Consider the following 21,354-nt stretch of genomic DNA (forward strand, 5'->3'; position numbering starts at 1 on the left):
GTCGACTCAATCTCCAAGCTTGTGGACTCGGGGGCAATCCTGGCGGCGCGATGATGACTTAGAACTAAGCAATGGCCTGCTCAACCGCTTGATAGCGCGATGGTCCTGCCCGACAAAAAAGGAAGCCTCAGCCTCCTTTTTTGCGCAACCCCGCCCTCCTCTTTTCAGGTAGCGCCCCTACTCTTGCGCGATCAGCAAAATGGCGCTAGCTGCTGCAAACACCACCTTACCGCCCGCCACCGTGGCGCGCTGGCCGGAATACCAGTCCTTCACCACCTGCCCGTCGCGAAACACACCGCCCACCGGGATCGCAATCGGCTTGTCGCCGCTAAGCCCGAGCGCTACCACCACGCGGTCGCTCACCTCCGCGGACTCAAAGGTCCGCTTGAAAACGTAAGGAGACGCCTGCAACATCTGGTGCACGCCGGCGCCAACAGCTATATGCGCGCGGCGGAACTGGCCAAGGCGTTGCCAATGCTGGTGGATGCGTTTCGTTTCCGGATCGTTGGCCAGCGCGTCCCAGTTCATGAACGAGCGCAAGGTGGCATCACCCGGCGCGCTTGCCACCACCAGCGAGCGGGCGGTCTCGTCCCCGTAATAGATTTGCGCCGCGCCCGGCGCCAGCAGCAGCTTGGTGGCAGTTTCGAAAGGACGCTTGCGGGTCGGGTCGAACGGGCTGTCGTCGTCATGCGAACTCATATAATTGACCACGCCCCTCCCCTTGAGCGGCCCCTGCAACAGCGCCGAATAGCTGGAAAACAGCGTCTCCTCGTCGGCCCGGGCGTCGCTTTTCATGCTGAAATTGATCAGCGCGTCGAAGCCGTAGTCGAAATAGTTGATGCGCATGCCGCCGCCGATATCGAACAACTGCCCATGACCGATCGCATAGTTGTACACCTCGGCCATCATGTAGAACTTGTCGTCGCCCAGTTTCTGGCGCGGATGGGCGCCTTTCCACTCTTCATAGGCCGTACTCGCTTCGCGCTTGAGTTCCTTCCAGGCGATGGGATCGACGTGCTTGACCGTATCGGCGCGAAAGCCGTCAAAGCCGTACTTGCGCACCCAATCGGCATGCCATTTGATCAGGTAGTAGCGCGGCGCGCGCGCATAGCCGGTGCGCGCGAAGAAAGCGTCGAGCTCGGCCGTTTCGCGCTCGTAGCGCCCTTCGGCCTTCCATTTCTGCACCAGCGCGGGCGGCAACGCGACCGCCGTGTTGCTGTCGGTGCGAAAATCCGGCAGATTGGGCACCAGCATGCACTCGACCGTGCTGCGGTAGTCCTTGTAGCTGCACACGGGATCGGTCCTGACCCACTCGGCCGGCCACACCGGGTCGACGGCGGTCACAGGGCCGGTCTGGTTCATGACGACGTCGAGCAGCACGCGGATGCCGTGCGCGTGCGCCGTATCGACCAGCGTGTGCAGCTCGGCCGCCGTGCCGACATTGGCGTCCACGCTGGTAAAGTCCTTGGCCCAATAGCCATGGAAGCCGTACATGTCGCCCCTGCCGTCGTCGAGCGCGCCGTGTATCTGCTCGACCGGCGGCGTGATCCAGATGGCGTCCACGCCCAGGCGGCTGAAATAGCCATCCTTGATCTTGGCGCTGATGCCGGCCAGGTCGCCGCCGGCAAAGGAACGCAGCGGCGCACCTTTCGCCTTGCGCCCGTACGGGAAGTCGTTGCTCGGGTCGGCGTTGTTAAAGCGGTCGGTAAACGCCAGGTAGATGGTGGCGTTGTTCCACGAAAATGGCGCCTGCGCCGCTGCGGGCAGCGCGCTGGCCAGGGCTAGGCCGCAGGCGACGGCTGCGTTCAAAAAATGCTTGCTTGTCATACGGTCTCGCTTGTCAGTTGTTGTGGTGTGGCCGGTGTTGGAGTGGATGGTGGTGGCGTGGCGCGCCCTCCCGTGAGCAGTGCCGATAGCGTTGGTGCCCAGCGCGTCATTGCGCGTCCGGCCAGCACACACACGCCGATGCTGCCGGCCGCGCTACCGGCGTAGACGGCAAAGCGCATTGCATCGGTGTTGCCAAACAGGGTCAGCGCCGCCTGGGTCGCCAGGTTCAGCAACGGCACGTGCAGAACATAGACGATGAAGGCGTGCGATGCCATGCGCAGCGCGGCCGGCGCCGGCGCCGCGCCGCGCATGACGCGGTCGTAACCGAACCAGACCACGGCAATGCCCATCACCTGGCTGAGGCGGTACAGCGCGATGATGGCCAGTGGCCGGGAAACGTCCCAGTGCGCGAACGCGAGCCCGGTTTTCAGCGCGATCACGGCGAGCCACAGCACGGCCCACCAGCGCAGTCGGAACCAGCGCGGCGCCTGCTGCACGTCGGCCCCGCAGTGGGCCAGCAGCAGGCCGGCGGAAAAGAACAGCAGCCCTTCCCCTTCAACCAGATAGAAATCGGCGCCGTTGAAAAACAACACCGCGAACCCGGCAAACATGAGCGCGACCAGCGCGCGCGGCAGCGCAAAGGCAGCAATGAGCAAGGGCGCCAGCAAGCTGCACACGAACAGGTCGCGCAGGAACCACAGCTGGAACGCCACCGGGTACACCACCGAACGCGTCCACCATTGGCTGGCGCTGTAGTCGGCCAAGCGGGTGGTGGCAAACGGACCAATCGGGTTGGCCTGCATCAGCGCCCACATGAAGTCATTTTGCTGCGCCAGCCAGAATACGAACAGGCTGATGGCGCTCCACAGAAAATACGGCAAGGCCAGCGTGCGCAGGCGCGTCAGCGCCAGATCGGCAAACGCGCCGCGCGCCTTGCGGTAATTGAGCCAGCCGGACACCAGGAAGAAAAAGGGAATGCCGTAGCGCGCCACCCCGTTCGAAATGAACAGCTGCGCCCAGGCGTTCCAGTTCTCGCCCGTCTTGACCAGCTTCCATGAATGCAGCACCCGTTCCGGCTGGTTGTATGCGTGGACCAGCACCACCATCACGATGGCGAGGAAGGACAGGATCTTGATTTTTTTGCTCAGATAATCGGTCATCGGGGAATTGCGCATGTAGTATTCATACAAATTGTTTCCGGGAGTTCAAATGGAAGACCTGCAACTGCTCGCGGCCGAGCTTCTGCAACAGGAACAAGCCTTGCAGTTCGTCAGCTTTGGCAACGCGCTGGCGCTCGACGCGGGACTGCGTCTGATCGAGGCGGCCAAGCGCGCCGGCAAGCCGATCGCCGTCGACATCAGCCGCAACGGCGCCCAGCTGTTTTTTCATGCCATGGCCGGCACCACGCCCGACCATGTCGAATGGATCGCGCGCAAGAACCGGGTGGTCGAGCGCTACTGCCACAGTTCGCTGTACATGGGTGCGTGCTACCGGGCGCGCGGCACCACCTTTGAAGCGCACACCGGCCTGGACGCGCGCGTGTATGCGGCTGCCGGAGGCGCTTTTCCCATGCTGCTCAAGGGCGGCATCTGCATCGGCACCATCACCGTCTCGGGCTTGTCGCAGGAACAGGACCACGCGCTCGTGGTCGACGTGCTGCGCCAGCTGGCCGGTCACTAGCGGCCCTGCGCCACGATGCGTCCGCCGTCGAGGAAAGCGATATCGTTTTCCCACGGCGTGCCATCGTTCTTGCAGATCACCTCTTCCGAATACTGGGCCAGGTAGACGCGCCGCATTTTGCCGCTGAGATTGGGCCCGCTGCGGTGGAAGGTGGTGCTGGCGAAGCAGGCGATGGTGCCCGCCGGCCCCACCACCGGTACGCCCGGCTCGCGTCCGAAGTAGCCGACCATGTCATTGGTGGCCGGCTCGCGTTCATGCTTGACCCAGGTGCGAATGCCGCTCACCGATTGCGGCAGCAAGTACACCGTGCCGTTCTCTTCGTCCACGTCGTCCAGCGCGATCCAGCACGTCATGAAGGGCTTGACCTTGTGGCCGATATAGCCGCTGTCCTGGTGCCACGAGAAACGCATGTCGCCCTCGGCGCACTTGATCACGTACTGCTCCCAGAACAAGTGCGCCTGCTGGCCCAGCGTGGCGCGGCACAGCTCGGCCATCAGGTCGCCGAACAGGAAACTTTCCAGCGCCGGGCGCTGGCGGAACACGTTGGCGGCGAAGTAGCGCCGGTTGCGGTGGCTGATGCCGATCATGTCGGTCTGCAGCGCGTCCATCTGCGCGTCCATGCGGTCGATGGAAAACTGCGCTTCGGCGCGCAGCAGCGCCAATTGTTCGGGCGACAGTGCCGACTGGAGGAGGAAATAGCCGTCGTTGCGGAACTGTTCGATGTGCTGCTCGGTGATGCCGTAGTTGCTTGGTTGTTTAGTCATGCTTGCTTTCCTTGTTAATGATGCGCACGGTGCGGGTGGCGCCGGCGGCCAGCGTCAGCGTGCAGCTGAGCACCTTGCGCGCCGGGTCCCAGGCGGTGGCCACTGGGCCGCCGTCGAGCAGCACTGCGTCCGGCGCCGCCTCGACGTTGTGTACTTCGAGCGTGATGGCGCGCGCCGGCCCGCGGTAGGCGGCGCCCGGCGCGCTGGCGACGCGGATCGACAGTGTGCCGTCCGCGCTTTCGCTGGCGAACTTCAGCAGCTCGAACTGCCCCTGCTCCCAGGCCTGTGCGGTATGGCCGTCGTCGTCGTACAGCTGTCCGGCTGACGCCTTGACGGCGCGGTCGTGGTAATAGCGCAGCGTCAGCTCGCTGCCGGTATAGGCGTCGGTGCTGGCCATAGGCGGGGCCATCGGCAGGAAAGCGCCGGCCCGCACAAACACCGGGATATGCTCGTCGACCACGGGCACCAGTTCGCTGCCGCCGCCCGCGTGGCGCTGGCCGGTGTAAAAGTCGAACCAGCTGGCCGTGGCCGGGAACACCACCTGCTGTTGCCGCACGCCCGCCGCGAGGATGGGCGTGACCAGCAGCTCGCGGCCCCACAGATACGTGGCCGACAGCGTACGCAGACGCACGTTGTCCGGCTCTTCCATCATCAACGGGCGCATCAAGGGCATGCCGGTGCGGCTGTTTTCGAACGCCAGCGTGTAGTTGTAAGGCAGCAGCGCGTAGCGCAGCTTGATCGCTTCGCGCGCCAACGCCAGCGCGCGCGGCGCGCGGTAGACCGGTTCGGACGGCACCTCTTCCTGCGCGTGGGGGCGGAACACGGGCTGGAACACGCCGTATTGCAGCCAGCGGGCATACAATTCGTCGTCCAGCGTGGGGCCGACAAAGCCGCCCAGGTCCGAGTGCATGTAGGCCAGTCCCTGCATCCCCATTTGCAGCGCGATTTCGGGCTGCGGCTGCAGGCCGCCCCAGCTGCGGTTGACGTCGCCCGACCACGGTATCAAGCCGAAGCGCTGGGAGCCGGAATAGCCAGCCCGCATTAAAATGAAGGGCCGCTCTTTCGGAAACTCCTTGCGGTAGCCTTCCGCGATCAGCCCGGCCCAGGCGTGGCCATAGATATTGTGCACCTGGTTCGCCGTGCCAGTGGCATGCAGCAAGTCGGCCGGGTGGACTTCCGGTTCGCCCAGGTCGCCCCACCAGCCGCGCACGCCCATCTGGTGCAGCCGGCGGTAGGTATCCCATAGCCAGCTGCGCCCGGCATCGCTGAAGATATCGACCAGGCCGGTGTTGCCGAAATAGAAATCGTAGGTGTACGGCGCGCCGCTTGCGTTGGTGGCCAGCGCCTTGTGCGTGACCGCGTCCTGCCAGCGCTGCGACGTGGTCAGCACGAACGGTTCGGTGATCAGGACGGTCTTCACGCCGGCCTTGGCGAAGTCGCCGATCATGCCTTCCGGGTGGGGAAAGGCCTCGCGGTCGAAGGCCAGGTTGCCCATGCTGCCCTGGATCTCCTTGCCGAACCAGTACAAGTCGAACACGATGGCGTCGAGCGGAATGTCTTCGGCGGCGAAGCGCGCCACCGTGGCGCGCGCCTCGTCCTCGCTGTGGTAGCCGAAGCGGCTGGCGAAGTTACCCAGCGCCCAGCGCGGCGGCAACGGCTGGCGCCCCGTCAGCGCCGTGTAGCTGTCGAACAGCTCTTCCCAGCGTGCGCCGGCGATCACCTGGTACGTCTTGCGCCCGCCGCCCGACTCGTAGCGCAGTACGTTGCGGTGCTGCTGGTCGAGATCGAGCCAGCCGGCCGTCGCGTTGTCGAAATGGATCATGTAGCGCTTCGAGGAGAGCACCAGCGGCATCGTGTAGTTCAGCAGCTCGCTGCGGCTTTCATAGGCGTAGTGGGCCTTGTTGTACAGCTGGAGCCGGTGGCCGCGCCGGTTCATGCCGAGCGCGCGCGCGCCGCCGCCAAACAGCGCCTCGTCGGCGTCGAGCGTGAAGTCGACGCTCTCGCCGTCGGCGCCCTTCTGGTAGCCGCCGCGTTCAACCACCAGCGGGCGGCCCTGGTAGGAATAGGCGATCTGGAATGGCGCGCGCGATATCGTCACCACAATGCCGGCAGTGGCGTATTCGATCCGCTTGGCGTTCTGGCGCAGCGTGGTGCGCACCGCTTGCGGCGCGGCCACCACCGCGTGCGATGGCGGCGCCGGCTGGTCGTCGGTGGCGATGAAGGTGGTCTGGACCACGCGATCGGAATACGCGGTGAGCACGTATTTGCCGTCGCTGGTGGTCAGCTCAAGGCTGCCGGCGCGCTCGCTGACCGCTTTGAGCGTACGCTGGGCAGGTCCGGCGTGGGCCGGCGCCGGCGCCACCAGCGCTAGCGCGACGCCGGCCAGCAAGGGAGTGGCAAGAATGGTCATGGCGCTCCTTAAACGGGAATCTGGTCGATGGCGCGCGTCGGTGCGGGGGCGCGGCGCAAGGTGTCAAACAGGGCAAGGTAAGCGTCGATCGGCCCGTTCCAGCTGCAGTCGTGCTGCATGCAGTTGGCGACGATGCGCGGCCACACGGCGCTGTCGTGGTGGGCCTGCAGCGCGCGCCGGATGGTGTGCATCATTAGCCAGGTGCTCTTGAAGTCGAAACTAAAGCCCGTGCCAATGCCGGTGGCGCTATCGAACGGCACCACCGTGTCGCGCAGGCCGCCGGTGGCGCGCACGATCGGCACGGTGCCGTAACGCATGCTGATCAGTTGCGAGATGCCGCCCGGCTCATAGCTCGATGGCATCAGGTACATGTCGGCCGCAGCATACAGCCGGTAAGCGGTGCGCTCGTCGTAGTGCAGGTAGACGAATTTGTCGGGCCGGGAGGCCGCCAGCTCAGCGAAAAAATGCTCGAAAATGGGTTCGCCGTCGGCGCAGGCGACGATCTGGATATCTTCGTCGAGCAAACCATTGCCGACCGCCAGGCGCAACAGATCGACGCCCTTTTGCGTCGTCAGCCGGTTGATCCAGCCCATCAACGGCACATCGGGCCGCACCGGCAGTCCCAGTTGCGCCTGCAAGGCGCGCTTGTTGGCGGCCTTGCCCTCGGCCACGTCGCCCTCGCCGTAGTTGTGCAGCAAGCGCGGGTCGGTGCGCGGATCGTCGACCTGCACGTCGAGCCCCTCGCCCACGCCGTGGATGGCGTCGCGCCGGCGCAGCAAGGCGTCCGTTAACGGATCGTAGCCGGGGCTCTGGATCTCGAGCGCATAACTGGGGCTGGAGGTGACGATCATGTCGGCGTAATGAATGCCGATCTTGAGCAGGTTGACGTAGTCGTAAAAGGCCAGGTCCGCAGCTTCCAGCTCGGCCCAGTCCACGCCCAGCAGCTCGCACACCTGCTTGGGGAAGACGCCCTGGTAACGCAGGTTGCGAATGCTCAGCATGACCTTGCTGCGCGATAGTTCCTGGTGGTCGTGGAAGCGGGTGCGCAGCAGGAACGGCAACAGGCAGGACAACCAGTCGTTGGCATGGAAGATATGCGGCGCGAACACGCCGCGCGCGGCCATCTGCACGATCGCTTCGTTAAAGAACAGGAAGCGCTCGGCTTCGTCCGGGTAGTTGTACAGGTTCTCGCGGTCGAAGTAATGGTCGTTGCCCACAAAATAGATCAGGTTGCCGCCATGTTCGAGCAGTTCAATCTCGCAGCGGCGCGTCACGCCTGCCACGGTGATGTCCCATTCGCCCACCTTGTGCAGGCGATCGGCCATGCTGCCCAGCAGGCGGCCGAACTTGGGGGCGACGATGCGGGCGTCGACGCCGCGCTCGCGCAAGTGCTTGGGAAACGATTGGGCGACATAGGCCAGCCCGCCGGTTGAACTGAACGGCGCCAGTTCCGAGGTAACGAATAACAGTTTCAAAGGCTGCATGGGATGCTCTCCGGTGAAGTCGAGGCGCCGGCGCCAAGTGGCAGGCCGGCGAAAAATAAGGCGATCGCAGGGTCGAGCGCGGCCAGGCGTTCGAAGTACAGCGCGCTCCGGGGCGCCGATGCGATCATCGGGTTGGCCAGACAGGCGCGCAGCACGGCGCGGCCGTCGCCGCTGCAGATACCGGCCAGCAGCGTCGTTTCAGCGCGCTTCATGGCGCGGCAGTAGTCGAACAGCACGCTGCGGCGCAGCGCCTGCGGCAACGCCAGCGCGCGCGCGCCGGCGGCGTCGACCATGGCATTGGCTTCCACCACGCAGTGTTCCAGACCAAGGTCGAATACATCGCCGGTGGCCAGGTTGACGATCGCCTCGCCAGGCCGGCGGCCCAGGCACAGCGCCAGCAGCGGCACCACCGCCAGTTCGTACCAGGCGCAGTCGCGCTGCGCCAGCAGCGCGAGCAGGCGCTCGGCGCCGGCGCCGGCGGCCAGCAGGCGCTCGCAGTCGCGTTCGATATCCAGCAGCGTGCCGGCGCGGTTACGCTCGGCGCTCTGGCGCGCGTGCAGCCGCGCCGGATCGAACACCATGTTCCAGGACGGCACCACCAGGTAGTCCAGCCAGCGCTGGGCGCCGATCGCCAGCGCGAAGCCCCCGGCCAGCAGTTGCTCGAGCCGCTGCCGGCCATCGACCCGTACCTCGTAGACGAAGGCGAAATGGTTCAGGCCGAAGTAGCCGATCTCGACGCGCTCGGCGCCGAGCTTGAAATGGTCCGCGATCTTGTTGCGAAACACTGCCGGATAGTCGCAAATACCGATCGCCGAACGCGGCCCCAGCGTGTTGACCAGGTGCTGGGTGACGATCGAGCACGGGTTGGTGAAATTGATCCAGCGCGGCTGGTGGGCGCGGCCGATCAGCGGGGCCAAAAACGGCGCCATGCCGCTGATCGTGCGCAGCGCGTTGCTCACGCCGACGATGCCTAGCGTTTCGTCGGCCGCAAAGCCGCACGCGATCGCGGTGCGCTCGTCCAGGTCGCGCTTTTCCAGGCCGCCGAAGCGGATCTGGTTGAACACAATGTCGTAGTCCTGTTCCACGCAGCTGGCGTAGTCGGTCGCAAAATCGACCTGGCAGGCGCCCGCCACCTCGGCGCCGGCGCGCGCCAGGAACGCCAGGCGCTCGGCCGAGCGGCCGAACAGTGTCACGCGCTGCAGAGCGTCCCATAGCCCGGCTGCGGACATGGCCTTGAACAGCAGCAGCATGTACAGGCTGCTGCCGCCCAGTACCAGCATGCTCTGGCGTGGGGGCGTCGATTGCAGCGCCATGTCAGAGCGCCGCCGTGGCGGCGTAGTCAAGCAGCTGGCCGCGCGTGAGGAAGCCCTCGGCCGTGCCTTCGATGCCGCAGGCGTAGGCACCTGCCACCGCGCCCAGGCGCATGCAGGCGTCGCTGCCCATGCCATTGAAGTGGCCATACAAAAAGCCCGACACATAGGCGTCGCCGGCGCCGTTGGAGTCGACAATCGTGCGTCCCAGCTGGGCACAGCCCATGTAGCGCGGCGCGCTGTCGCCGCGGCGCAGCAGGTAGCTGCCCTGGTCGCCGGCCATGGCGACCACGGTCTGCGCCCTGCCCTGGTCCAGGATGGCGCGCATCACTTGTTCGTGGCGTCCGCCCAGCGCCGCCGTGCTGACAAACACCAGGTCCGACTGCAAGGCAAAATCGCGGTGGTAGTCGCTGGCGCCGTCCCAGTCGTGCAGGTCGCTCGAGACCGTCACGCCAAGCGCGCGCGCATCCTCGTACAGGTCGCGCGCCCAGTTCATGATCGAGAAGTGGGCGTGGCGCGCGCGCCGCAGGAAAGGCAGGTAGAACGCGCTGTCCATGCGCAGTTCGTGCGGATGGCGCCCGTCATACAGCGACAGGCGCCGTCCGCTCGGGTCGACCAAATTGACGCTGCGCCGGGTGCCGCTCGGGTGCACGATATAGCTGAAATCGAGGCCGGTGTCGCGGTAGCGCGCGTGTATCAGCTCGGCCTGGGCGTCGGCGCCGATGAAGTCGACCAGCTTGGTGCGCAGGCCAAGCGCGTGGCTAGCCAGGGCCACGCCGTTGCCGGTGTGGGCCACGTAGTCGCGCACCGGTCCCACGTGGATCGAATCGGCCAGCGGCAGCGGCAGCGCGGGAACCCGCACAATGGTGTCGATGCCGACCCCGCCTACCACCAATACATCGTAGTCATGCTTCATAGCGTTTCCCTTTCTTGATGCGCCAGCGTATGGCGCAGGTAGCGACCGGCGCCGGTCAGGCCGTGGTCGTCGTCTTCTTCGGTCATTTCCAGCACATCGGCGACGGCCTCCGGCGCCACGCCGAACAGGCCGATGGTGCGCAGTTCGGCTGCCAGCCATTGGTGGTATAGCTCGCCCAGCGCCAGGGCAAAGCCGCCCATGAACAGGTAGCGCCGCACGCCGATGGCCGCATAGATGGTGGCGATGGCGCGCGCCATGAAGCCGATCCCGTGCCGCACGCAGCCGGCGGCAAAGGCGTCACCGGCCTTGGCCGCTTCGACCAGGTGGTAGGTGGTGATGGCGTCGGCCTCGCCGCCGCACAGGCGCGCCAGCAGCGAGGCCGCGAATGCGTCGGGATCGGCAAGTGCAAAGCGGCGCGCCACTTCCAGCGTGCCGCGGCCGGACGCGAGCGCGCCAAGGTGGCCCCGTTCGCCGCAATCGCACAGCGGCGCATCGGGGCCGAAGTCAACCCGTAAGTGGCCGATTTCACCGCCGAAGCCGTCGCCGTTGACCAGCGTCTGGCCGTCGTAATACACCTTGTTGCCGATGCCGGAGCTGACCGTGATCAGGCAGAACGGCTCGTCGACCTGCTCGCTGTAGCGCCAGGCGGCGGCAGTCACGTCGTTGAGCAAATGGACCGGCATGTCCAGCGCCGCGGAAAGGCGCGCGCCCAGCGCCAGCGGCGCGCCGGTCTTGCCCCAGATGGTTGGCGCGCCGACCACCCGGCCATCGGGCGCCACCGGGCCGGCAAACGAGATGCAGGCGGCGGCCGCCGGCGCGCATGCGCGCTGGGCCGCGATGCAGCGCTGCAGCTGCTCGAACACCTTGTCCTGAAGCTGCGCCAGCGTCAGCTCGGGCCAGCCGATGAAGTTGTCGGTCGGCTCGCGGCGCGTGTTCGACAACACGCCGCTGGCCGGATCGTACAAGGCGCTGCGCAGCGTGGTGCCGCCCATGTCAAGCACGATATAGGCGCCGCTCATGAAGCCTCCAGCTGGATCACGTCCAGCGGATCGGGGACACCCGGCTGGTCGGACGCGAGCACGATCGCGTTGTCCAGGCGCGTGCCCGGCGCCACCACGGCGCCCGGCATCACGATGCTGTTGCGTATGACGGCCGAGTCGGCGACGCGCGCCCCGGGGTACACGATGCAACGCTCGATGCTGGCGCCGCTGTCGAAATCGGCGCCGACGATGGCTTGCCTCAGGCTGCCCTCGGCGGCCACGTAGCGGCGCGCCACCTCGGGCGCGATCGTCACCGGCAGCTGCGAGAGCGCCATTGTCGGCGCCGCGTCCAGCATGCGCAAGTTGGCGCGCAGGTAGCGATCAACCGTGCCGATGTCTTCCCAGTAGTGGTCAAAGCAAAAGCCCTTGATCGTTTCGCCGCCGGCCAGCATGGCGGGAATCACGTCGCGGCTGATGTCGTGCTGCCAGTTGCTGCCGTCGAGCAGGGCCAAGTAGCGCTGCAGGACTTCGGCATTGAATACGCACACGGCAGAAAACACGGTGTTGGCGGTCGGCGCCGCGGGCTTTTCGACGAAGCTGCGCAAATTACCGTCGTCGTCGAACTGCACCATGCCGAACAGCTTGACGTACTCCAGTTCGATCTCCTGGTAGCCGATGGTGAGCGCGGCGCCGCTGCGGCGGTGATGGTCGAGCATCGGCTGGTAGTCGAACTGGTACACATGGTCGGCATGCAGCACCATCACGTCGCGCGTGGCGGGACCGAAGATATAGGGCGCATTCTTGATCAGCGCATCGGCCGTGCCGCGTTCGGTCGGGCGCTGCACCCGCTCCAGCGTGGCGTCCACGTTATCGGCGCGCACGCCCTGGTAGGCGCCCAGGTGCACCTGGAAACCGGGCCCGCTGCACCAGGTCTCGAGCATGTAGCGCAGCAGCTGGCCAGTGTTGTACTGGGGCATGAGCAGCACTTCGCTGGCGCCGCTGCGGCGCGCGTTTTCGATACTGAAGTCGATCAGGTGGCAGGCGCCGCCAAACGGAATCAGGGGTTTCAGGCGGCCGTGGCCCAGGCGTCCCATGCGCACGCCCATGCCGCCGGCCAGCAAAGTCAAGCGGGTTTCACGCATGGCCGCTCCGGTCCCAGCATACGCGCCCGTTGGCCAGCGTCAGGCGGAAATACAATTCACGCTCGACCGGCTGCTGCGGCAGCGCCACTTCAAACTGCGCGCCATTGGCTTGCATCGGGACGCACTCGAAGCGGTCAACGCCGGCGTCGAAGCGGGCGAACAGCTCCACGCCGCGCACTTGCTCGTGCCGGTACGACACCGTATTGGATGCCACGCTGAAGCGGCGCGCGAGCCGCTCGGACAGGGCCGGCGCGTCCAGATGGCCGGCCAGCGCCGCGCAAGCCTCGAAATCGGCGCGCGCGTAGGCTTGTTCGAACTGCTGCGCGGCGCGCGCGGCCGGCGCTTCGGTATCGGCATGGCGCGCCAGGCGCTCGGCCTCGGCCCGCTCGAATACGTCAAGGTGGGCGCGGGCCGCCATCTCCCACGTAAATTGGGATGCCACCGCGCGCGCATTGCGCACCAGCTTGCGGTAGCACGGCTGGTCGTGGCGATACAGCGCGGCCGCCTCGATGATGCGCTCGGCCAGCGCTTGCGCCAGCAGCGGGTCGTCCTCGGCGAACGAGCGGTTCACGGCCAGGCCGGTGGCGCGCGGGTGCGTCACCGGCAGCGCGTGTTCGAAGTGGCTGGTGCCTTCCTGGGCGGTGGCGATCGGCACTGCGCCGCACAGCATCGATTCGCCCTGCGCGATGAGGAAGGTGTCCATTTCGAACTTGGACGGAAACAGGCTGAAGTCGGCCGCACTGGCATACTGCATCAGCGTTTGCTCGCTGACCATGCTCCAGTCGAGGTGAATACTGGCGGGGAAGCGCGCCTTGACCTGATGGAAGTACGGGTTGTCGATGCCGGTGCCGGAAATGCAGCGCACGATGAAGTTGAGCTTCGGATCGCGCTCGAGCGCCTGCTCGATGGCGCGCATCAGCTCGACCTGCCCCTTGTGCTCGACCGCGTAACGGGCGTTGTGATAGAAGGTCGGGTTGGCCGGGTCGAGCCCGAGGCCGCGCAGCACGTCGTCGCGCGCCACGCTGGCCGGGTCGAACTGGTGCCAGCTGTCGCTAATGGCGCACCAGCCTACGAACAATTTGCTGCGATGCTCGGCCAGCACCTTGGCAATGGCCAGTTGGCCGAACAGCTGCTCGAACGGCGTGTCGGCAAAGCTGGTGTAAAAGCGCAGCTGGCCGGGCGAGAGGAAATCGACATAATCGCTGTAGGCGACGATTGGCGCTAGCAGGTTCAGATAGTCGTCCCGGTACGGATAGTAAAGATGGGACGCGGGCAGGTGCTGCTCCATGCAGCGCAGCAGCGGATCGCTGCGGTCGAGCCGGTCGTCGAACTGATCGAGGTCGGCCTCGATGCCAAGCAGGGCAAGCAGGCGCGCCACCTTGGGTTTGTAGACCTTCTTGTTGACCGGCATATTGCTTTGCACGGTACTGACCATGATCCGGTCTGGGTCGTCGCGGAAGGCGAACGGCATCAGATATTGGTAATACGGCTCATGCGCGTGGATCAGCAAAGGCTGGCCGGCAAAGTGCTTCTGGATGAACTTGATGCAGTCGACCTGGAACGCGAGCGGCTTGTAAAAGCCGATGTCGCTGCCCTTGCTCTGGTAGGGCGGATAGCAGGTGTCCGGATACAGGCGCAGCATCTCGTTGTCGAGGAAGTAGACGTCGATGCCTTCCAGCGTCATCTTGTAGACGCTGGTCTCAAGCGGCACCTCGACTTCGCTCTGGCCTTCCCACACCAGGGGATCGAGCACCAGCGGCAAGCGGTAAGCGTAGCGGTAATCGACCGTTTCAAGCTGGTAGTGGCTGGCCAGGTAGTCGAGCCGGCCGTTGGTGGCGGTGATGATCGATACCCGGTGTCCGGCCGCGACGAACTGGCGCGACAGGTTCCACATATAGACCGAAATGCCGCCCTTGAGCAGATTGAAATCGAAACCGCCTGATTCGAAATAGCATTCAACGATATGCACGCGTGCCCTCCTTTGGTAAATGTAAAAATTGTTTGATCAGCGAACAGAAGTCGATGCAGCGGTAGTAGGGCCGCTGATGATCGTAGTTGTATTCGAGTTCCTGCAGCAGGCGGGCGAAGTAGAAGCGCCGCCGCACCGCGCTGGCGCGCTCCGGGCCGCACAGGGCGGCGCGCACCTGCGTGCGCCACTGTCCGGCGCGCTCGACCAGCGGCGCGCTGGCCCCGATCAAGCCCTGCATGGCCAGTTGCTGGTCCTGCCCCGTGTGTTGCGACAGCGCCAGTGCCGCCTCGTCGAGAAAAAAATAGTCGAGCGCGCGTTCCAGCGCGGCCCAGTCGAGCAGCTTGCTGCTGGCGCGAAAGCGCGCCTCGTCCTTTGTCAGCGCAAGCGGCGAAAAGTCGATCAGGCGGCGCTGCGTGCCCTCGGCCTGCACCAGCAAATGCGACAGGTGCAGGTCGCCATGGCAGGCGCTGGCGCGCAGGTCGTTTGCTGCGCCGGCCGCAAAGCAGCTTGACTCCAGCTGGTCGAACAAGCGGGCCACGCGGCCGCTGGTCTGCGGCCCGAGCAGCGGATCGCCGTGCAGGTGGGCCCGCAGGCGGCCCAGGCGCGCGCGGGCATCGGCGCAAAAGGCGGCCAGGTCAAAATCCGGAGCGGCCGCGCCGCCGCCAAAAGTGCGCTCGATGGTGTCATGGAAGCTGCCGAGAAAATCACGCCACCCGGCCAGCTGCTCGAGCAAGTGCGGGTCGGCCTGGCGTGCGTCGCCGGACCAGAGCGCGCGCAGGTCGCGGCTCATGGCGGCGTACACGCCCTCGCCTCGCACGTATTCGGTCACCAGGCCGAGCACCAGCTGTTCGCCGTTGGTGCTACGGTAGCGGTAGCCGCCCAGGCAGCGCGCCAGCACGCCGGGCGCGGCCTGGTCCAGACGCATGCTGGCATCAAGTTCGACATTGGCGGGCGCTAGCTGGCGGTACACTTTGTGCACCAGCGGGACGGCGCCGGCCAACAGGCGGCTGACGCAATTGCTCGATGAACCAGTGTCGCGCGCCGCCAGGGACCAGGGCAGCGCGGGCAACACTGAAGCGGCTTCGAATTCGATCACGCCATGCCGGGTCGGCACGCTCCCGCATGCGATCAACCGGCCCAGCACCTCTTGCTGGAACAGGGGCTCGGCCAGCACGTCGCGGCTGCCGGAGACGGCAAAGAAACGCAGGGCGCCAGTGGTACCGGCAATGCCGATCCGCACCGACGCCGACAGGCCGTCAATGGCCACCTCATCGACAATATCATCCATTTTCAGCTCCCCGTCATGTCGTAGCGTTCGATACCGGCCAGCCAGAGCCGGTAGGCGGCGGTAAAGCTGAGCAGCGCCACCACCGGCGTCCAGTACACCAGCGTGCAGTCGTCGTGCAAGATGTACAGCACCGGCACATAGGCGGTAAAGGCGAACGGCAGCACCCACAACAGCGCGAACTGGATTGCGTGGTGGAAGATATCGAGCGGGTACTTGACGAAGCTCGATAGCTGGTAAGCGGCGTTCATGGCCGGCAGGCTGTTGACGGTCCAGAAGGCGAGCGAGGCGAACGCCAGCTTGACCGACAGGTAGATGAGCGCTGCCGACAGCACCAGCAGCAGCATCATCAGCGCCTTGGTCGGGCTCATCGCGATCGGCAAGGAACCCGCCGCGTAGATGGCAATCGCGATGCCGGCGCCGATTTCGCCCAGCCCGTCAGGGTAGAAGAAGCGCTCCGACACCAGGTGGAACAGGGGATTGATGGGGCGGATCAGGTACTTGAAGAATTCGCCGCGCTGGATCAGCTTGCGGCCCAGTTCCCACAGCTGGTCCGAGAACATGTGATCGAGTCCGCGCGGGATCAGCGAAAAACCGAATAGGAACAGCACCTGATGGTAGCTCCAGCCCGAAATCGTGTTCACGTGCCGGAACACCAAGTAGATGAACAAGGCGCGGGTCGAGACCGACACGACGAAGCCGAAGGCGCCGATCAGGAAGTCGGCCCGGTACTGCATCAGTTTGCGCAGAAATACGCCGCCCAGAAACAGGGACAGGCCCAGGTAGTGCTTGTAAGTGTGCATGCTAGCCCCCCACCGCATCGAGCCGCTTGCCCAGCTGGCGCCACAGGGCGGCGCAGGCGGCGCCCAGCAGCAGCACCCAGCACAGCTGCTGTCCAATCAGCGCAAACGCCGCGCCCAGGCCGCCGGCCTTGCCCAGTAATAGCGCGACCGGCGTGTGAATCATCGACTGGAATGGCAGCCAGTCAGCCACCTGCCGCAAGGGCGGACTGAAAAAGCTGAGCGGAATCAGATAGCCCGACAGGATGCCGACGGTAGCCGTTTTCATCATCTGGATGCCCCACAGATTGGTGGTGACGAAGGCCAGCGCCCCGACGCAGGCGTTGAGCAGAAAGCCGATCAGCAGCGCCAGGGTGGCGCTGACGGCAAACAGCAGCACGTCGGGCCCGCGCGGCATTGTCAGGCCAAACAGCACGGCGCCCAGAACGCACAGAGGCAGGCCGACCAGCACGCCGTTGCTCAGCACCGTGGCCAGCGAGGTGAAAAACTTTTGCACCGTGTAGCTGACCGGGCGCACGAAGTGGATCAGAATATCGCCGCGCATGATGTCGGCGGCGATCTCGTGATCGACCCGGTTGTCGAGCATCAGGAACAGCAGGTTGCTAAACAGGAGGTAGCTGGTCATGTCGGCCAGCCGGAATCCGGCCAGCACCGCGTGGCCGTCAGCGCCGTAGATGGCGCGCCACAGGTACAACTGGGCCAGCAGGCTGGTGGCGCTGGCCACCAGCGTGAGCACCAGGCTGGCGCGGTAGGCAAGTTGCGCCTGCAGTGCGCAGGCGGTCAGCAGGCCGTAACGGCGAAGCGTCGTCATGATGCGGCTCTCTGTCATCCCGCTCTCTGTCATCCCGCCCTCCGTCATGCTGCCCTCCGTCATGCCGCCCTCTGGTTGGGCATGCCGGCCTGGTAGACGCCGCGGATGATCTCTTCGAGGTCGGGCGCGAGCGAATAGAAGTCGACGATGTCGAACTGGCGGAACAGGTGCGCGATCAGGGCCGGCAAGTCCAGCGCGTCGCGCCGAAAGTCGATGCGCGCCCTGCCCTGCGCCTGCGGCGTGACCGCGTCGATCGCTGGGAAATGCTGTGCCAGCCGGGCCAGCGCCTCGGCCGCCGCCGGCGCCGGACGGTAGTCGAACAGCACCGAACGGCGCTGCTCCATGCTATTCAAAGCGGCCACCGTGCCCTGGTAGACCACGCGGCTCTTGTCGATCAAGATCAGGTCGTCGCAAATTTCGCTGACGTCATCCATGTCATGGCTGGTCAGCACGATGGTGGTGCCCACTTCCTCGTTCATGCGCCGGATCAGGGTGCGGATGGCTTGCTTGAGAATGGCGTCCAGGCCGATGGTCGGCTCGTCGAGAAACACCACCCGCGGATCATGCAGGAAGCTGGCGGCGATTTCGACCCGCATGCGCTGGCCCAGGCTCAGTTTGCGCACCGGCACTGCGGCCAGCTGGTCGATGTCGAGCAACTCGCGAAACAGGCGCATGTTCTTGTCGTAGACGGCCGGTGAAATGGCGTAGATGCGGCGCAGGATGGCGAACGAATCGGCTACCGGCAAGTCCCACCACAGCTGCGAACGCTGGCCGAACACGACGCCGATATTGGCGGCGTTGCGCACCCGTTCGCGGTACGGCACCACCCCGGCCACTTCGCAGCGCCCGCTGGTGGGCGTGACGATGCCGGCCAGGATCTTGATCGTGGTCGATTTGCCGGCGCCGTTGGGCCCAAGGTAGGCCACCCGCGCGCCGGGCGCTACGTTGAACGAGATATTGTCCACCGCGCGCACGATGCGGTGGCGGCGCGAGAACAGGGTCGACACGCTGCCCCACAGGCCCGGCTTGCGCTCGTACAGTTTGTATTGCTTGGTCAATCCCTCGACCCGGATAATGGGTGCCATCTCAAGCTTCCTGTTGCTGTTGCGCGATGGCGCGCTCGAGGATGGCGAGCGCTTCGTCGACGCTCTCCTCGGCCACGTTGAAGGGCGGCGCCAGGCGCAGGATATGCCCGCCCAGGCACAGGCGCAGCCCCATGTCCAGGCACAGCGTAAACACGCGCCGTGCCGCCTGCGGGTTGGGCGTGCGGCTGGCCTTGTCGCGCACGAATTCAATCCCGTACAACAAGCCCAGGCCGCGCACCTCGCCGACCGCCTCAAAGCGCTCGGCCAGTTGCTGCAGCTGCGGCGCGATGCGCAGCTCAAGGCGCAGCACGCGCGCCAATAAATCCTCGGCCACGATCACGTCCAGCGTCGTCTGCGCCGCGCACAGTCCCAGCGGATTGCTGGCGAAGGTCGACGAGGAACTGCCCGGCGCGCCGAAGGCGGGCGAATTCATGATCTCCTTGCGCCCGGCCAGCACCGCGAACGGAAAGCCCGAGCCCAGGCCCTTGGCCATGGTCACCAGGTCGGGCTCGATGCCGAGCCGGGTCGAGGCCAGAAAGGTCCCGGCGCGCCCGCCGCCGGTGACGATTTCGTCAGCCACCAGCAGCACGCCGTGTGCGCGGCAAGCTTCGCCGATGATGTCCCAGTAGCCGGGCGGCGGCACGATCACGCCGGCCGCGCCGAGCACCGGCTCAAAAAAGAAGGCGGCCACGTTGTCGCGCGCGATATGGCGCTTGGCCAGCTTGGCGCACTGCAGATCGCAGCTGGGGTAGCTCAATTCGAGCGGGCAGCGGTAGCAATACGGCGAATAGGCCAGAATGCTGTTGCCCGAAAAGCTTTGGTGCCCGATATCCCAATGCACCAGCTGGCGCGCGCCGGCGGTCTTGCCGTGAAAGCCGTAGCGCAGCGCGCCGACCCGGTTGCGCCCCGGTGCGGCGATCGACCAGACGGCGCGGATCGCCGCCTCGACCGCCTCGGCCCCGGTCGACAGAAAACAAAACGCGTCCAGGCCGTGCGGCATCAGGCTGGCCAGCATCTCGCCCAGCGCGGCGCGGCCCGGCGTGGCGCAGTCGTGCACGTTCCACAGCTTGCCGATCTGCTCCTGCATCGCCGCCACCACCTGCGGGTGGCAGTGACCGACCGACTGGGTCAGGATGCCGGCCGCGAAATCGATATAGCGATTGCCCTCGGTGTCGAACAAATGGTCGCCGCTGCCGCTGGCGAACACGCGCGCACCCACTTGCGCTTCTTCGGAAATGCCACTGGCCAGGTGGCGCTGCTCGCGTGCGAGCTGCTCGGCCTGATGCGCTCCCGGCGTGCTCATGGCGCCTCGGCGGCGGAGACCTGGAACACCAAGAGGCCGATAGCGGCCGCCGAATCGTTGCGCAAACCGTGTTCGCCAAAGGGCGGGTTGACCAGGATATCGCCCGGTTCGACTCGGCGCTCTTGCTCGGCGAACCACATGCTGCCGCTGCCGGACAGGATCACATACCATTCCACGTTGTCGCCGTGGCGGTGGCGCCCGATGCTCGCGCCGGGCGGAATGACGACCAGGTCGATGAACTCGACCCCGGGCGCGCCTGCGGAGCGCTGGAACGGACGGAACACGGAAACGCTGCCCTGGCCGTCATGGCAGTGCGGCTGCTCGGCGAGATGGTCACGGTACAGATTGCTGACCGTGCCGCTGGCGGCCTCAGGCAAGCGCATGCACGTCCTCCTCGCTGAGCGCGGCGCGGGTATTGCAATAGCGGCGCAGATCGTCGGCGGCGGCGGCCACCAACTCGGCCGGCAGCGCCTCGCTGTGGCGGATGAAATCGGCGCACCCCAAGCCGGTCGGCACCACCAGATTGACGCGCCCGCCGCGGTGCAGCACCATGTCGCGCAGGGCTTCGCCCAGCAGCGCCGCGCTGCAGGTGGCGGCGTGGTAGACCGGCAGGCCGCTGGCCACCAGCAGCGCCAGGATGCGCGCGCAGTCGGCCTCGCTCAGCAAGCCCAGACGCACGGCGATGCGGGCCGACAGCGCCATGTCGATCGCCACCGCTTCGCCGTGGTGCAGCTGGTGGTCGCTTTCGATTTCCATCATCGGGGAAAAGCTGTGGCCGAAATCGACCAGCCGCGCCAACTCGCGTTCCTGCAGGTTGGGACACAGTTCGTCCATCATTAGACGGATCGCCATGGTCAGCACCTTCAGATCGCGCTGGCCGTCCTGCACGCTGCCATCGGCGAAACGGCGCGCGCGGATCGACGCCACGTGCACTTCAAGCAGTTCGAACAGCTCGGCGCTGACGATGATCGCCATCTTGATGATTTCGGCCAGACCGCAGCTGATCTGGCGCGCCGGCAGCGACTGCAGCAGGCGCGGGTCGTTGATCGATGCGTGCGCCGGGTAGTAGGTGCCCACCATGTTCTTGGACGCGAGGAAGTTGACCCCGGTCTTGATGCCCACGCCGACGTCGATCTGGCCCACCAGCGTGGTGTTGACCTTGATGAAGCCGATGCCGCGCTTGTAGATCGAGGCGGCGAAGCCGACGATGTCGCACACGATGCCCCCGCCGACGGCGACCAGCAAGCCATGGCGGTCGATGCGGGCCTGTTTGGCATGCTCGCAGATCGCTTCGACGCTGCGCAAATTCTTGTTATGCTCGCCCGTTGGCAGCACCACGTACTGCCAGCTGCCCTCCGGCAGGTGGGCCGCAAAATAGGCGCGCACGGCCTCGCCGTACAGGGAGTCGACCACGCCGCTGGAAAACACCAGCACCTGCCGCCCTTCGCAGTAGCCGGCCAATAATTCGTTGTCGGGGTCAAAAACACCCTCGGTCATGTCGACGCTGTAGCGCCATTCTGCCGCGGCGCGGGAATGGAAGGTACCGTCGATGTGATGTACGCCTGTTTGCATTGGGTTCTCCTGCTGG

The 21,354-nt window shown here is 65.8% G+C and carries 18 protein-coding genes; 1 reads left to right on the forward strand and 17 read right to left on the reverse strand.

Annotated elements, in window-relative coordinates:
* Window positions 1-177: 177 nt before the first annotated feature.
* Entirely contained in the window at window positions 178-1,827 is a 1,650-nt protein-coding gene (locus ACP7BV_RS18885; protein WP_426105991.1) for an alpha-amylase family glycosyl hydrolase, read from the reverse strand.
* On the reverse strand, window positions 1,824-3,002 hold the full coding sequence (locus ACP7BV_RS18890) for an acyltransferase family protein (protein ID WP_426105993.1): 1,179 nt from the start codon (window positions 3,000-3,002) through the stop codon (window positions 1,824-1,826). Before ACP7BV_RS18890 ends, ACP7BV_RS18885 begins: the two co-directional genes overlap by 4 nt.
* 34 nt (window positions 3,003-3,036) lie before the next feature.
* Between ACP7BV_RS18890 and ACP7BV_RS18895 the strand changes: the two genes are divergently transcribed.
* Window positions 3,037-3,507 carry a heme-degrading domain-containing protein gene (locus ACP7BV_RS18895; protein ID WP_426105995.1) on the forward strand — a complete coding sequence of 157 codons (471 nt, stop codon included), beginning with the start codon at window positions 3,037-3,039 and terminating at the stop codon, window positions 3,505-3,507.
* Here the strand turns inward: ACP7BV_RS18895 and ACP7BV_RS18900 are convergent.
* The 15 genes from ACP7BV_RS18900 to ACP7BV_RS18970 are packed head-to-tail and all read right to left on the reverse strand — an operon-like array spanning window position 3,504 to window position 21,338.
* The gene (locus tag ACP7BV_RS18900; protein WP_426105996.1) at window positions 3,504-4,271 is read right to left on the reverse strand and encodes a phytanoyl-CoA dioxygenase family protein; all 768 of its coding nucleotides are present in this window, start codon (window positions 4,269-4,271) and stop codon (window positions 3,504-3,506) included. The genes ACP7BV_RS18895 and ACP7BV_RS18900 overlap by 4 nt on opposite strands.
* Entirely contained in the window at window positions 4,264-6,681 is a 2,418-nt protein-coding gene (locus ACP7BV_RS18905; protein ID WP_426105998.1) for a TIM-barrel domain-containing protein, read from the reverse strand. The genes ACP7BV_RS18900 and ACP7BV_RS18905 overlap by 8 nt, the downstream gene beginning before the upstream one ends.
* Window positions 6,682-6,689: 8 nt before the next feature.
* Window positions 6,690-8,165 (reverse strand): glycogen synthase, encoded by a 1,476-nt coding sequence (locus ACP7BV_RS18910; protein WP_426106000.1) that lies wholly within the window; start codon window positions 8,163-8,165, stop codon window positions 6,690-6,692.
* Window positions 8,153-9,478: a hypothetical protein gene (locus ACP7BV_RS18915; protein WP_426106002.1), complete on the reverse strand. Its 1,326-nt coding sequence runs from the start codon at window positions 9,476-9,478 to the stop codon at window positions 8,153-8,155. The genes ACP7BV_RS18910 and ACP7BV_RS18915 overlap by 13 nt, the downstream gene beginning before the upstream one ends.
* 1 nt (window position 9,479) lies before the next feature.
* Entirely contained in the window at window positions 9,480-10,391 is a 912-nt protein-coding gene (locus ACP7BV_RS18920; protein WP_426106003.1) for a carbohydrate kinase family protein, read from the reverse strand.
* The gene (locus tag ACP7BV_RS18925; protein ID WP_426106004.1) at window positions 10,388-11,410 is read right to left on the reverse strand and encodes an ROK family protein; all 1,023 of its coding nucleotides are present in this window, start codon (window positions 11,408-11,410) and stop codon (window positions 10,388-10,390) included. The genes ACP7BV_RS18920 and ACP7BV_RS18925 overlap by 4 nt, the downstream gene beginning before the upstream one ends.
* On the reverse strand, window positions 11,407-12,513 hold the full coding sequence (locus ACP7BV_RS18930) for a sugar phosphate nucleotidyltransferase (protein WP_426106005.1): 1,107 nt from the start codon (window positions 12,511-12,513) through the stop codon (window positions 11,407-11,409). Before ACP7BV_RS18930 ends, ACP7BV_RS18925 begins: the two co-directional genes overlap by 4 nt.
* A complete protein-coding gene (locus ACP7BV_RS18935) occupies window positions 12,506-14,482 on the reverse strand; it encodes a glycogen/starch synthase (protein WP_426106007.1) in 1,977 nt (658 codons plus the stop codon). The genes ACP7BV_RS18930 and ACP7BV_RS18935 overlap by 8 nt, the downstream gene beginning before the upstream one ends.
* Window positions 14,469-15,770 (reverse strand): phosphotransferase, encoded by a 1,302-nt coding sequence (locus ACP7BV_RS18940; RefSeq protein WP_426106008.1) that lies wholly within the window; start codon window positions 15,768-15,770, stop codon window positions 14,469-14,471. Before ACP7BV_RS18940 ends, ACP7BV_RS18935 begins: the two co-directional genes overlap by 14 nt.
* A 2-nt stretch (window positions 15,771-15,772) precedes the next feature.
* Entirely contained in the window at window positions 15,773-16,570 is a 798-nt protein-coding gene (locus ACP7BV_RS18945; protein ID WP_426106009.1) for an ABC transporter permease, read from the reverse strand.
* Between the two features lies 1 nt (window position 16,571).
* Window positions 16,572-17,378 (reverse strand): ABC transporter permease, encoded by an 807-nt coding sequence (locus ACP7BV_RS18950; RefSeq protein WP_426106010.1) that lies wholly within the window; start codon window positions 17,376-17,378, stop codon window positions 16,572-16,574.
* Between the two features lie 59 nt (window positions 17,379-17,437).
* Window positions 17,438-18,463 (reverse strand): ABC transporter ATP-binding protein, encoded by a 1,026-nt coding sequence (locus ACP7BV_RS18955; protein WP_426106011.1) that lies wholly within the window; start codon window positions 18,461-18,463, stop codon window positions 17,438-17,440.
* Between the two features lies 1 nt (window position 18,464).
* Window positions 18,465-19,766 (reverse strand): aspartate aminotransferase family protein, encoded by a 1,302-nt coding sequence (locus tag ACP7BV_RS18960; RefSeq protein ID WP_426106012.1) that lies wholly within the window; start codon window positions 19,764-19,766, stop codon window positions 18,465-18,467.
* Entirely contained in the window at window positions 19,763-20,149 is a 387-nt protein-coding gene (locus ACP7BV_RS18965; RefSeq protein ID WP_426106014.1) for a cupin domain-containing protein, read from the reverse strand. The genes ACP7BV_RS18960 and ACP7BV_RS18965 overlap by 4 nt, the downstream gene beginning before the upstream one ends.
* Entirely contained in the window at window positions 20,136-21,338 is a 1,203-nt protein-coding gene (locus tag ACP7BV_RS18970) for a sedoheptulose 7-phosphate cyclase (RefSeq protein ID WP_426106016.1), read from the reverse strand. The genes ACP7BV_RS18965 and ACP7BV_RS18970 overlap by 14 nt, the downstream gene beginning before the upstream one ends.
* Window positions 21,339-21,354 lie beyond the last annotated feature (16 nt).

The organism is Massilia sp. TSP1-1-2, assembly GCF_049896185.1.
GTDB lineage: Bacteria > Pseudomonadota > Gammaproteobacteria > Burkholderiales > Burkholderiaceae_D > Telluria_A.